The following is a 13,651-nucleotide window of genomic DNA, read 5'->3' on the forward strand; positions in this document are numbered from 1 at the left end:
CTAGACGAAGCCGGGCAGTTGCAGATGGCCAGCGGCCAGCAATTCGGCCATCGTGGTAAGCGCCGTGCGCAAATCGTCCTGCGATCGCGCCGCGCCGACATTGATGCGCACGCCGTGCTGCACCGGTTCGCGCCCGACCGCGAAGGCGTCGCCGGGTAGAACGGCCACGCCCCGCTCGAGACAGGTGCGGGCGAAACCGGCCCCACGCCAGGGCTCAGGCAGACGCAGCCAGGCATGGGTCGAGGTCGGATGGCTCTGGATGTCGAAGCCCCCGAGGATTTCGCTTAAGACGGCCTGGCGCTGGCGCAATTCCTGCTTCTGGATTTCGATGATGCGCGCTGCCGCGCCTTCCTCGATCAATCTGGCGCCGATCAGCGCCGTCAGCGGGCTGATGCTCCAGCAATTGATACGCAGCGCCGCCGCGACCTGGCCAGCAATGGGACGCGGAGCGATGACGAAGCCGAGACGCAGGCCAGGCGCCAGGCATTTTGACAGCGCGCCGAGATGGATCGTCAGCTCCGGCTCGAGACTGGCGAAAGATGGCGGAGGATCGTCGGCCAGCTGCCGGTAGACGTCGTCCTCGATGATCAGCACATTGTGGCGGCGGGCGACTGCGGCGAGCTCGTGCCGGCGCTCATCGCTCAGCGTAATGGTCGTCGGGTTTTGCAGCGTCGGCACGAGGAAGACCGCGCGCGGACGCAATTGCGCGCAGGCAGCGTCGAAGGCCTCGGGCCGCATCCCGCCGCGGTCCATGGCGACGCCTCGCAGATCCAGCCCGTGCACGCGGCACAGCGCATTAATGCCCTGATAGGTCACCTCGTCGGCCAGCACCACCTCGCCTTGCCTGGCGACTGCGCCGAGCACGCAGTCGAGGCCATGCTGCGCGCCGGCGGCCAGCACAACGCGGCCGGGTTCGCCATCGCCGGCGACGGATTTCAGCCAGTCGGCAATCGCAGCACGCGCCCACAGCGGGCCTTCCGGCGGGTGGTAATCCTGCAGTGCGGCGTAGTGCCGGTCCTTGGACAGGCGCGGCAGCAGTGTCGCCACAGCATCGAGATAGGCGGACGTGGCCGGCCGGTTGACAGAAAGGTCGATGATGCCGCTCTGGTCGCTCGGCGCCGACACGAAGCCGGGCCTTTCGGCGGCGTCGCGGGTGGCGACGGTGGTGCCACGCCCCGGCCGCGCTTCGAGTAGACCCTGCTCCTGCAACGTCGACAGCGCTCGTGTCACGGTGGTGACGTTGATGCCGAGTGCCCGGGCGATCTCGCGCTGCGGCGGCAGACGGTCACCGACCGCCAGCGTGCCGGCGGCAATGCGTTCCGCGATCGCGTCGGCAAGACGGCGGTAGACCGGACTTTCATCCTCGGCGAGGCGGAGATCTTGGAGCATGCGGGAATTCGACTACGGCTGAGGTCTCACTGCTGGCGCATCTAGCATAAGACAATGCTCCGTACAATAGAGCTTGTCTGGTGTGCGACCGCAAGATACCTTGTAAAGGTTATCACACAACCCCACAGAAATCGGCTTGACGGACAAAGTTGTCTACATCTATGGTCCATTTCGAGTTAATTGTGTGACCATACAAGTTCGAGCGACCTGCCCGGAGGCAGGCCGTTCCGGGGAGGCAGAGACATGGATCACAAGCCGTATGTCGAATCGATTGGCCGCATCGGCAGCAATGCCGGGAGCGGCGAGCAATGAGCGCCCGCCGGGTGGCACTGGCGGCCGCCCCCGCGATGGAGGCATCCGCCCCCCAAGCCGGCGCTGCCGGCCGGGGATTGGTGGAATTCGCCGATGTCGAGAAGTCCTATGACGGCCGGACCTTCGCGGTAACGCGGATGAACCTTAGCGTGGCGCGCGGCGAATTCCTGACGTTGCTTGGCCCCTCCGGCTCCGGCAAAACGACGACGCTCAATATGCTGGCCGGCTTCGAGCGGCCGACGCATGGCACGATCGCGTTGGAAGGGCAGCCGGTCGACCGGCTGCCGCCCTACCAACGCAATATCGGCATGGTTTTCCAGAACTACGCACTGTTTCCGCACATGACCGTTGAGGAGAATGTCGGCTTCCCCCTTTCCGTTCGCCAGGTCAGCAAGGCCGACATCGCAACTCGCGTGGGCCGCGCGCTGGATATGGTGCGGCTCAGGCAGTTCGGCGAGCGCCGGCCGGCGCAGCTTTCCGGCGGCCAACAGCAGCGCGTGGCGCTGGCGCGCGCCTTGGTGTTCGAGCCGCAACTGGTGTTGATGGACGAGCCGCTCGGCGCGCTCGACAAGAAGCTGCGCGAGCACATGCAGTTCGAGATCAAGCAGATCCACACCATGCTCGGCGTCACCATCGTCTATGTCACGCACGACCAGAGCGAGGCGCTGACCATGTCGGACCGCGTCGCCGTCTTCAATAATGGCGCCATCGCCCAGCTCGGCTCACCGGACGATCTCTACAATACGCCGCAAAGCTCGTTCGTGGCGAGCTTCATCGGCGAAAACAACACGCTAGAGGGCGTCGTCGACCGCGTCTCCGGCAAACAATGTCGCGTAAGGCTGAATGGCGGCGGCGAGCTCACCGCTTTGGCCATCGGCGTGGCGCAGGGCGCTCCCTGCGACGTCGCCATCCGGCCCGAGCGGCTCAGCCTGACGCCGGCGTCCGCCGGCGGCAATGCCTTACCCGCCACGGTCGACGGGCGAATTTATCTCGGCGATCACCTGCGCCTAGTGGCTAGGCTCGCCAACGACCAGGTGCTGACCGTCAAGGTCGGTCCCGAAGCGACGATGGCAAACGGCGAGACGGTGACGATCTCGTGCGCGCCCAACGATTGCCGCGCCTTTCCGGCCGATGCCGGAACGAGCGGCGCCATTCCAAAACAGGGGAAAATGCAATGACGCAGATAAGAACACGCCTGCTCGCGCTCGCCGCCGCCACGGCCTGCATGGCCATCGCCGGAGCCGCCTTCGCCGACGAGTTGTCTATCATGGCAAGCGGCGGCGCTTGGCAGGATGCGCAGCGCAAGGCCTGGTTTGAACCGTTCGCCAAGGAGACCGGCGCGAAGGTCTTGGAGCAGGAATATCTTGGCGATCTCGGCAAGGTCAAAGCTATGGTCGAAACCGGCAACGTGCCGATCGACCTGGTGACGGTCGAGACCGCAACCGTTCTGCAGGGTTGCGACGCAGGCATTCTGGAGCGTCTCGACTATTCCAAGATCGGGCCGCGCGACAAATTCATCCAAGGCTCGGCGCTGGATTGTGGTGTCGGCCTCGATGCTTACGGCGACATCCTCGCCTATGACCCGATCGTGCTGAAGGAGGCGCCGACCTCGGTGCTCGACCTCTTCGACACCAAGAAGTTTCCGGGAAAACGCGCCATGCGCAAATTCCCGGCGCAGAACCTGGAATGGGCATTGATGGCCGACGGCGTGGCGCCCGCCGACGTCTACAAGGTGCTGGCGACGCCCGAAGGCGTCGACCGCGCCTTCAAGAAGCTCGACACCATCAAGAAGGACATCGTCTGGTGGGATGCCGGCGCGCAGCCGTCGCAGTTGCTCGCCTCCAAGGAAGTGGTGATGACCACCGCCTGGAACGGCCGCATCCAGAACGCCATCGACACCGACAAGAAGCCCTTCAAGATCGTCTGGAACAACCAGATCCTCGAATATGACATGATCGCCATTCCGAAGGGCGCCAAGAACCCGGATCTCGCCTACAAATACCTGGCCTATATCTCCAAGCCGGAAAACAATGCCAAGCTCGCCAGCTACATCACCTATGGGCCGGTGCGCACCGACGCGGCCTCCTTCGTGGCGGCCGACGCCTTGCCGAAACTGCCCAACGCGCCCGACCATCTGGCCGGCGCCTACCTCGTCGCCGACACCGAATTCTGGGGCGACTATGGCGAGGATCTCGTCAAGCGCTTCAACGCCTGGCTAGCCCAGTAGGCGATCGATGTCGGCGTTGCAGCCCAGCGAACTCGACCGGCCGACGCTGGCCCGCGACCGGTCAGCCGCCGATGCGGAACTTATATCCGTGTCGGCGGCGCTGCGCCGTGCCGAATTCGGCGACCGGCTGCGCTCGCTGCTGTTGGCAACACCCCTGCTCGTGCTGCTGGCGCTGAGCTTCGGCATCCCGATCGTGCTCCTGCTGTCGCGCGCCGCCTACGACCCGACGATCGCCGACGCCTTGCCCAAGACCGCCGCGGCGTTGAGCGGCTGGAGCGGCCAGGGCCTGCCCGGTGACGACGCCTTCGCGGCGCTTGCGGCGGACCTGAAGGACAACCAGGTCAAAGGCACGGCCTATGAATTGGCCAAGAGCCTGAACGCCCGCCTGCCCGGCGCGCGCAGCCAGATATTGAAGACGGTGCGCAGGCTCGAAAAAGCCGACGGACAGGCAGCGCTGGATGCGCTAAAATCGGCGCCGTTCTGGTCGGCGCCACCGACCTGGACAGCGATCCAGAGCGGCACCAAGAGCTTCACCTCGTTCTATTTGCTCAGCGCCCTCGACCTGCGCTGGGACGCCGATGGCGGCATTGAGCGGGTGCCGCCCGAGCAGGCGATCTTCATCCAGGTGTTCCTGCGCACCTTCTTCGTCGCGGCGTCGGTGACACTGGCAACGCTGATCCTCGGCTTTCCGCTCGCCTATCTCATCGCCAACGTGCCGAAGGGGTTGGCCGCCATCCTGATCGTCGCGGTGCTGCTGCCGTTCTGGACCTCGATCCTGGTGCGCACCGCGGCCTGGACCGTGCTTTTGCAGAAGTTCGGCCTGGTTAATGATTTCCTGCTTCTTATCGGCGTCACCAGCGACCGGCTCGACCTGATGTACAGCCGTATCGGCCTGATCATTGCCATGACGCATATCCAGCTGCCGTTCACGCTGCTGCCGATCTACAGCGTCATGCGCACCATTCCGCCCTCGCAGATGAAGGCCGCCTATTCGCTTGGCGCGCGGCCGTTCACCGCCTTCCGGCGCATCTATATTCCGCAGGTGTTTCCGGGCGTGATGGCGGGCTGCCTGCTCACCTTCATCCTGTGCCTCGGCTATTACATAACCCCGGCGCTGATCGGCGGCGCCAGCGACCAGCTGATCAGCAATTTCATCGCCAACTATGTCAATGTCGAGTTGAACTGGGAGATGGCGGCGGCGCTGTCCTTCATCCTGCTTGTCTTCACGCTGGCGCTGTTCGGCATCTTCGCGCGCATTCTCGGCCTCGACCGCCTGAAGCTGGTGTAGCCATGCTGTTGTCCCCCTACGCCACCACCGGCGAACGCATCCGTATCACCTTGCTCTGGCTGTGGTGCGGGCTGGTGATCCTCTTCCTTTTGGTGCCGATCCTCATTCCGGTGCCGCTCTCCTTCAATAGCGGCGCCTTCTTCATCTTCCCGCTCGAAGGCCTCTCGACGCGCTGGTACGAGGTCGTGCTCGGCACCCAGCGCTGGCAGTCAGCGATCGGCAACAGCCTGGTCATTGCCCTCGGCACGACGCTGATCGCAACGACGCTCGGCACGCTGACGGCTATCGCCTTATCGGACGAGAAATTCCCAGGCCGCCGCATCGTCATGCCGCTGCTGCTCTCGCCTCTGATCGTGCCGGTGGTGATCACTGCGGTCGGCTCATATCTGTTCTATGCGCGGGTCGGGCTTGCCAGCACCTATGCCGGCATCATCCTGGCGCACACTGCTTTAGCCAGCCCCTTTGTCGTCGTGACGGTGGGCGCCAGCCTGACCGGCTTCGACCGCAATCTGATGCGCGCTGCCGCAATCTCGGGCGCCAGGCCGCTGACTGCATTCTTCAAGGTGATGCTGCCGCTGATCCTGCCTGGCGTGCTATCGGGCGCTGCCTTCGCCTTCGTCACTTCTTTCGACGAGGTCGTCGTCGTGCAGTTCCTTGCCAGCGCCAGCCAGCGCACCATGCCGCTCGAAATGTTTATCGGCCTGCGCGAAAAGCTAAGCCCCGCAATCACCGCCGCCGCAACGCTGATGATGGCGCTGTCGATCGTGCTCCTGGTAGTGGCAAACATCCTCTCACGCCGAGGGCGGAGAGTTCCGAACCGCTGAAAGGTATCCGCTGCAGGGACTTCGCCGGCAACAGCTTCCGCCATTGGGAACTACGGCCTCCGGACGCGTCCTGGACCATGTCTGCCTCCATGACCCGACCCACGCGGGTCCATGGGGACTATCGATGTCGACAGGGCCGCACCCAATCCCGTTCCGGGTCGGCAATACCGCACAGAGGTGCAACGAAGCCGCCTGTCCGCATCCATCCTGGCGCTTCCCTATGACGATCGCGCCATCGCCGACGCGAGCTGCAGCTCGAAATCCCGTCGTGGCCCCACCCCCAGCGCGCAACTGATCGTCCAGGCGGTGTAGTCGCTGAGCCGCGTCCTCGATCGCGTCGATCTTCTCCTGGAATACGATCTGCTGCGCAGTATGCTCGAAGCTCTGGCGGGCAAGACAGCGTCGGCGCGCCAACGTCCAATGACCGCCGTTCTCGTAAATCCGCCCGTGGCGCAGGAGGAAGGAAAGTAGCTGCTGGCGTTTGCGGCGCAGATCGTCGGCTGCGGCTTCGCGGGCTCGCACCAGATCGCGGACAGCCTCGTGGACCACGTCCGGCACCCACACCCCGATCAGCTCGCCCGCCCGATGCAGTCGCGCTAGCGTGACGGCGTCCCGCCGGTTGGTCTTCACGCGCTCGCCCGGTCGCTTCGGAATCAGGGCCGGCGCAACCACCATGCAGTCGTGACCAAGATCGCGGACCTGCCGGCACAAGCCATAACCCGTCGGTCCAGCCTCGAAGCAGACTTGCAGTCGATCATACTTTTTTCCCAGCTTCTTGATGGTCCGCTCTATCGCCGCCGGACTATTCTCGACCTCGCCGACGAACCGGACCTCGCCAGTGCGGCCGCCCTCCGCGATCGCCACACCGCGTGCTTCTTCTTGGCTACATCAAACGCAACAAATGCTCGCTATACTCTCCCATGGCTCGTCCTCCGTGCGTGAGGATCGACTCGGCCCATCCGAGCAACCCTCGTCTTTTAATCGCACGAAAAGGCGGGCCACCGATCTCCGCCTTCGGATCAGCCCCGGCCGTACCGACGCCTGCCCTTTCACAGACGGAAGCGAAGCAATTGAGGCAGAGTTGTGAATGCTGGAGCAGGCGTTGAAGCCAGCCAACGCACACGCCCTGCTCCTGAAGGAGGCGATTGAGGTGGCGATGTCGGAGCACGAGTTCCGCACCCGGTCGAGCAGGAGCCAGGTAGCGCTCAAAACTCAAGGTCTGGATGGACGTCTGCCAGCCCTCCCATGTGGGCCATTCAGAAGGCGGCGCGATGGTGCCGCGGTGCCCGCCAAGGCACCGTTGGGGGACTGGGCAACTTCCTAGCCGACGTGCAGCTGGCTGTCGGCCACAACGTTCTGGGGCGGAAGCTGATGCTGGAGCGGCTGCTTTAGCCGTCCGGCCCGGTTCCTCTCGGCGTCCAGCAGTTCCTCCTCGGTTATCAGGCCGTTCATAAACAGCTTAAGCAGGTGGGACGCGATGCGCAGGGCCTGCTGCGATTCAGGGGGAATGCCGTTCTCGTTGCAGACTATGCGGCACACGCGAGAGAGCATATCGATCTCGCAGGGGTCCAAGCACTGACCGGGGTACAACATAGCCTTTCCTCCTCGAAAGCTACGAAACCCGGATAGTGCGACAGGCGCGTGAATTCCGCAATTGCTTTTGGCGTGATCGAGCCTGCTGTCAGGCGCGCCCTGTGTGCACTCGTGACGTGTGGCGGGTAGATTGTTTCTGGTAGGGAACATCGCTCTTATTTTAGGATCGTCTAATGTCTGCCCGCACAAAGGCATTCCCACCGACAGCTCCTCGACCGCCTTTGGGGCCATGTGTGGCAGCTTCAGGCTGCAGTTCCTCAAGGGCGGACATTCAGGTTGCGCGGGCATCGTTGTGAGAAGACCGATGCCGGAAGCGAGTTCCGCTCGTAATCCGGCTGATGAGATGGAAGAGCAACTGCCCGCCGGCTTGGGCGAAGAGCTCATCATCGAGCACGACGAATCCGAGGCGGCCCAACTTGCTAAGCGCAAGTTGCTCCGCGCAGTTTCTGTTGACGAGTCTCAGGCCCCTGTCAACGCACCGTGGACGAGCGCGCGCAGCTCTTTGCGCACCGGAATGGCGCTTGAAGGCAGCAGTTGCGTGAAGAGAATGACAACCATGTCGTCAACCGGGCTTACCCAGAAGAAGGTGCCTGCCGCCCCGCCCCAGCCGTAGTCGCCGACTTGCGCCGAAATTTGTGCCTTGGCCGGATCGAGGACGACGGAGCCCAGCAGGCCGAACCCGACGCCGTCAAACTGGGTTTCGGCCCAAACTTCGGTTGCCATCGAGGCAAGATCTCCCGATAGGTGATTGCACGCCGCCAATCTCAAGGTGCGGGGACTGAGGATGCGTTCGCCGCTGACTTCACCCCCAGCGCGCAGCATTTCGGCGAACCGCCAATAATCGTCGATGGTTCCGACGAGCCCGCCTCCACCGCAGAACGTATCAACCTTGCCTTGCCGCCATGCCGAAACCTCCGGCGCCTCGTGCAACGCCATCCCACCAGCCGTAGCCTCATAGAGCGGGGGAAAACGGCTGATCCCGGAGTCCGGCACAGAGAAGCCCGTGTCGGTCATTCCGAGGGGCTCGAAGATTCGCGTCGTAAAGTACTTGTCGAGCGTCATTCCGGAGACGACTTCCACGATGCGGCCGATGACATCGGACCCGACGCTATATTGCCACCTCGTGCCCGGCTCCCATTCCAATGGCAGCTCGGCGATCCTGCGGACCATCTTGTCGAGCCCACCGTAGGCCAAGGCGAGGCCGAGTGTTTCTTTGGCATAAGCCTCGCCGAGCAGGCGGGGGTTCGTAAAAAGGCTCAGGCCAGATGTGTGGGTGAGCAGATGGTGGATCGTCATCTTCGCCTTGACGGGCACGGTTTGGTCGAGCGACGTTGCGCCCGGTATCAGAAGCTGCACGTCTTTGAATTCCGGCAGGTATGCCTCGACCGGATCGTCGAGATGCACGCGCGCCTCCTCGTACAGCATCAATAGTGCGACGGCCGTGACAGGCTTGGTCATCGAGTAGATGCGGGCGATGAGGTCGCGCTGCCAAGGCCGCTTGGCTCCGACGTCGGCATGCCCGGCGCAGTCGAAGAAGGCGAGCTTTCCATGGCGCGCGATGAGCACCGCACCACCAGGCCAGCGCCCGGTGTCCACATAGCGCTGCATCCACCGTTTCAGTCGCGCCAGCCGCGCCTTGTCGAAGCCGAGGTTCGCAGGATCACGAACTGGTTCGCTACCAAATTGACCCATCGCGCAAATGTCCTGTCGCAGGCGGAGGCCCTTTGGACAATCCTGCGCTCTCCCCGCATTATTGCCAATAGTTGCCTGCTTGAACTTCAGTGAAGCTGCCGACGACGTCTGCTCTCAGGAAGCCCAAATTTAGCAAACGGCAAGTCGACCGCGGTGGACTGGCTGGCCACAGCCCGCAACTTGGATAAGGTCCTTGGATGCCACTAGCGCCGGAATCCACATCGGTCTAACGTTTCTCTATGGTCACATGTTCATGGCCCAAGGATTTAATGAAGCCCCTCCGCCGCCTCTCGCGAACGACGGTAACGCGCCCTATTTCGGCCGCAGAGGCCGATTTTGCCTCCGCCCGAAAGCAGATATCGCAGCCGACCATGCTGAAGTCGCGCTCGCGCCATGTTCGCGCTTACGCGGGGACAAGCGTGAACGTCTCATCTCAACTTCCGCTACATTCCAGTCCAAACGAACGAACGCGCGTCTCGGTTGCGCATGAGCCAAGCTTGCATCAATGCAAACTAGTTGTCGGAACCGACGCCGACCTCAACGGCTCAGGGCGTCCAGCGCCCTTTGTGCCGCGATGAGGTCGACGATCGGATACCTAGTGTTAAATGTGTGGACCACCGCTTGCAGACGCGTCGCCGCCTCATGCACACGCCCTTGCCGTGCCAGAACTGGTGCCAGTTGCGTTGCGGCGCGAAGCTCGAAGAGTCTCGCTTGCTGCCGACGGGCAGTGGCAATTGCTGTTTCGAATAGGTGCGCGGCACCCGCCAGGTCACCTCGGCCCGCGGCGATTTGGCCACGAAGGCGAATACATTCTGCTAGGTAGCTCGCCTCGTCCGTTTCGAAAACGAGGGTATCGACATCATCAAGCATTTGCGACGCGTCGTCGATGCGACCGGCGCGCAGGAGAAGATCACAAAGTTCGCATGCTTTCTCAGGGGTATGAAATACGACGTCTTGCGCACGCCAGGTAACCAAACTCTCCCGGACGTCATCGATGCCGGCATCCAGTTCACCTAGATGCGAACGGGCATGGCCGCGCCACCTGATGCCGCTGCTTCGACGCGCCGTGTAGCCGTGTAGTTCGCAAATCTTGACGATCTTCGTAGCATTCTCAAGGAGTTCCTTGTATTGCCCAAGTAGCGCACACAATTCGCACTGGGCGAGAAGACACCACGCGAGGTCGAAAGGCTTATCGACCTGGTTAAAATTTCGAATTAGGCGCTCTTTCTCTTCGACTGCAGCATCAAATAAACCCAATGTGATCAGCGTTTCGCTGAAATATTCCTGGGCAGAGACACGGGGTTGATCCGCACCGGCGAACAAGATGCCAGGACTTGGGTCAACACGATCAAGCAAATCCAAGGCCTTGCGCAAAGCTTCCGCTGCCTGCGGCTGCTCTCCCCGATTGGAATGAGCCATCCCCTTTGTTGCCCAAAGACTACCCAGATGGGCCGCTGGAAGGAAATCGGCACAGTTTGCGAGCTGCTCTTCGGCCAGGATCAGGTAGTCGTGATTGCGCCCAGTGGCATAAAAGAATGGAGCGAGTGAAAGCGCAACGTCACATTGCAATTCGACCGATGCAGCGTTCGCGGCGACAAGACGTGCATCCTCAAGGGCCTTCTCAAGGCGCTCAGACCGATACCCTTCAGCCTGCATCAAGGCATTGGCCATCGCAAGGTGGAGACGTGTCATCCGTTCAGCGCCGCCGGACACATCGCCAACTCTCCTGCTGCAGTCAATGGCACTGGCAAAGTGCGACACGGCTTCCCGGGTAGCCGCTCTGACCAGAGCGGCCACTCCCGCCTTTTGCCAGTGATCGAGCGCGCCCGACCAATCCCCGGCTTCCTGCAGATGGTGTGCGAGGAGCTCGGGTTGCGCTTCAGTGATGTCGGGCCACTTTTCCTCCAATACGTTTGCGACACGCTTATGTAGCTCCTGGCGCTTAGCGCGCAGCAGCGTGCCATACGCTGCGTCCTGAACGAGCGCATGCTTGAAGAGGTAAGTGGCCAGTGGCCGCGTCCCGCGGCAGAACACCAGACCGGCGCCGACGAGTTGATCCAGTGCATCATTTAGCTCAGCGGCATTTCGCTGTGTGACTGCTGCCAGCAATTCGTAGGAGAACTCCCGACCGAGAACCGCGCCGACCTGCGCGACCTCCTTAACGGCTGAGCCGAGGCGATCGAGGCGCGCCATCAACGAGGCATGCAGCGTGGCGGGAACGTTCAATGTCATCGCGGCAGCTCGTGAGAGCGCTGTCCTGGCGTTGCCGCTCTCCAACACCGCCTTGGTCAGCTCCTCGACGAACAGTGGCACCCCATCCGTGCGCTCGATGATCTCCGCGATCACGTCCCTCGGCAGCTCTTCGGTGCCGACGACCCGCTGGACCAGCGCGGCACCTTCACGACGATCGAGCCGATTGAGGACCATAACCGTGACGTGCGACTGCCCGATCCACGGTGGTTGAAACTCGGGGCGGTAGGTGAGGAGAAGCAGAACCGGCAGGCGCGGCACCCGATCGATGACTAGGTCGAGCAGCTCGCGCGAGCTGGGGTCGATCCAGTGCACATCCTCGAAGAGCATCAGCACCGGACCTTGTCGCGCCAGATCTTCGAGCTGCCTGAGCAGCGCATCGAAGGTTTTCTCTTTCTTACGCTGCGGCGCCAGTTGGAGAGGCGGGAAACGGCCGTCGGTCGGCAACGACAGCAGCTCAGCCAGCAGCGCACCGTCCTCCGACGAGGCCGGGGCAAGCAGGGCGCCAAGCTTATCCAGCTTTCTCTCAGGCGGGTCGTCGCGCTCCAACCCGGCGGCGCGTTCTAGCTGCGCAATGGTCGGGTGGAGCGCGCTGTCTTGACGGTGCGGCGAACAGAAATAGCGCAAGCGGGTGTGTGGCTCATTCTGGATCCGCTCCTGCAAGGTGAGGGTGAGGCGCGACTTTCCGATGCCCGGCTCCCCTGAGAGCAGCACCACACGACCTTCACCACTTTTCGCGCGCTGCCAGTGGCGCTGCAGCAGGTCGACCTCCTCCTCACGCCCGACCAGCGGCGTCGGCGTCGTCCCATGCATTGCCTCGAACCGGCTTTCGACAGCGCTCTCACGAACCACTTGATAGGGATGAATCGGCTCCGGAAAGCCTTTCACCTCGAGGGCGCCAAGATCGCGATATTCGAAAAGATCGCCGACCAGCTGCCGCGTTTGCGGCCCGATCACGACCGCGTCGCGTTCGGCAAGAGCTTGCAGGCGGGCGGCGAGGTTCGGCGTCTCGCCCACGACGCCGCGCTCTTGCCCTTCGCCGGCGGTGATCAGATCGCCAACGACGACCTGCCCGGTGCCGATACCTATGCGAGCCCGCAACGGCTCGGGCTCTGCAATTCGCCTGACGGCATCGACGAGAGCAAGACCAGCGCGCACCGCCTGCTCGGCGGCGTTCTCGTGCGCCTGCGGGTAGCCGAAATACACCAAAACTCCGTCGCCCATATATTTGGCGACAAAGCCGCCGAAGTGGGCGACCGTATCGGCAACACACCGGTGATACGCTCCGATGATCTCACGCAGGTCCTCGGGATCCAGACGCGTCGCCAGCGCCGTCGAGCCGACGAGATCCACAAACATGACGGTCAGCTGTCGACGCTCCGTGCTTAGCTCCTGGCGGTTCTGAGCCACGATGTCATCGGTGCTCGGGTCGGGATGGCTTGACGCCGGCACAAGCCCCACTACCGCCCTGCGGAATCGCTTGCGGTGACCGAGGAGCATGCCGAGCTTCTCGAGGTCGGCATCGGTCAGCTCCGGCAGGACTTCCGCGTCGATCGCGTTGTCGCGAAATGCCTGCTCGTATTGCTGGAGGCCGAGGCCTCGCAACCACGCGGCAACGTCCACACAGCTCTCCCAAGGCTGAATTCGGTCCCTCAGCCGCAATATTAGCTCAGATGCCAGGGAAATGCTGTAGACACGGATTTCTTTCGAAGCTGGAGTTCCCTCTGGAAGAATTTGGGGGGCTTCGAGCCCGGCATTGGTTGCCGGGGCAGTGATAGCTTTTGGCAGCAAAGCCGCCGTTCCTTCCGCGCGCAAAACTGAACGGATCCGCGTCAAACGGGACCCATTGCCGGCGGGCGATCCATGCTGACATATGGCTGATTAAACGGCGCGCGATCATCGAGGCGCGGCAAGGCCGTTAATGGGGCCGGAAAACGACCGTCTCCTATTGTGTAAGATCAGCGGTTAACACGCTGCCGGCAGCTGAGTTCGCAGCAGGCAATATTCCCGGTGCCAAGCTGGTCATCTACAACAGTGGCGGACATTTTTTGGTTGGACAGATGCAGGAGGTTCGCA

The 13,651-nt window shown here is 62.8% G+C and carries 9 protein-coding genes and 1 pseudogene; 4 read left to right on the plus strand and 6 right to left on the minus strand.

All coding sequences use genetic code 11. From position 1 onward, the window contains the following. Complete coding sequence (locus tag CK228_RS28570) at window positions 1-1,389, minus strand: PLP-dependent aminotransferase family protein (protein WP_095789975.1); 1,389 nt, start codon at window positions 1,387-1,389, stop codon at window positions 1-3. Window positions 1,390-1,736: 347 nt separating this feature from the next. Between CK228_RS28570 and CK228_RS28575 the strand changes: the two genes are divergently transcribed. From CK228_RS28575 to CK228_RS28590, 4 genes are read left to right on the plus strand one after another with little or no spacing between them, the layout of a single operon-like run. After that, window positions 1,737-2,879 (plus strand): ABC transporter ATP-binding protein, encoded by a 1,143-nt coding sequence (locus CK228_RS28575; protein WP_245438136.1) that lies wholly within the window; start codon window positions 1,737-1,739, stop codon window positions 2,877-2,879. After that, complete coding sequence (locus tag CK228_RS28580) at window positions 2,876-3,928, plus strand: ABC transporter substrate-binding protein (protein WP_095789977.1); 1,053 nt, start codon at window positions 2,876-2,878, stop codon at window positions 3,926-3,928. The genes CK228_RS28575 and CK228_RS28580 overlap by 4 nt, the downstream gene beginning before the upstream one ends. A 7-nt stretch (window positions 3,929-3,935) precedes the next feature. Beyond that, window positions 3,936-5,216 (plus strand): ABC transporter permease, encoded by a 1,281-nt coding sequence (locus CK228_RS28585; RefSeq protein ID WP_095789978.1) that lies wholly within the window; start codon window positions 3,936-3,938, stop codon window positions 5,214-5,216. A 2-nt stretch (window positions 5,217-5,218) separates the two neighbouring features. Further along, the gene (locus CK228_RS28590) at window positions 5,219-6,040 is read left to right on the plus strand and encodes an ABC transporter permease (protein ID WP_095789979.1); all 822 of its coding nucleotides are present in this window, start codon (window positions 5,219-5,221) and stop codon (window positions 6,038-6,040) included. On the opposite strand, the gene CK228_RS36060 is transcribed toward CK228_RS28590, so the two are convergent. The 5 genes and pseudogenes from CK228_RS36060 to CK228_RS28615 all read right to left on the minus strand — a co-directional run bounded on the left by CK228_RS36060 (window position 6,008) and on the right by CK228_RS28615 (window position 13,366). Next, complete coding sequence (locus CK228_RS36060; RefSeq protein WP_245438133.1) at window positions 6,008-6,904, minus strand: transposase; 897 nt, start codon at window positions 6,902-6,904, stop codon at window positions 6,008-6,010. The genes CK228_RS28590 and CK228_RS36060 overlap by 33 nt on opposite strands. Window positions 6,905-7,360: 456 nt before the next feature. Next, window positions 7,361-7,591 (minus strand): hypothetical protein, encoded by a 231-nt coding sequence (locus tag CK228_RS28605; RefSeq protein WP_245437859.1) that lies wholly within the window; start codon window positions 7,589-7,591, stop codon window positions 7,361-7,363. 373 nt (window positions 7,592-7,964) lie between these two features. Further along, a pseudogene (locus tag CK228_RS36485) lies at window positions 7,965-8,048 on the minus strand (IS21-like element helper ATPase IstB); the annotation flags it as partial. A 44-nt stretch (window positions 8,049-8,092) separates the two neighbouring features. Beyond that, window positions 8,093-9,325, minus strand: a complete 1,233-nt coding sequence (locus CK228_RS28610) for a serine hydrolase domain-containing protein (RefSeq protein WP_095789982.1) — start codon at window positions 9,323-9,325, stop codon at window positions 8,093-8,095. A gap of 537 nt (window positions 9,326-9,862) precedes the next feature. Then, entirely contained in the window at window positions 9,863-13,366 is a 3,504-nt protein-coding gene (locus CK228_RS28615) for an AAA family ATPase (protein ID WP_142887696.1), read from the minus strand. Window positions 13,367-13,651: the final 285 nt, after the last annotated feature.

Origin of the sequence: Mesorhizobium sp. WSM4312, from assembly GCF_002294875.1 — a bacterium.
Lineage (GTDB): Bacteria > Pseudomonadota > Alphaproteobacteria > Rhizobiales > Rhizobiaceae > Mesorhizobium.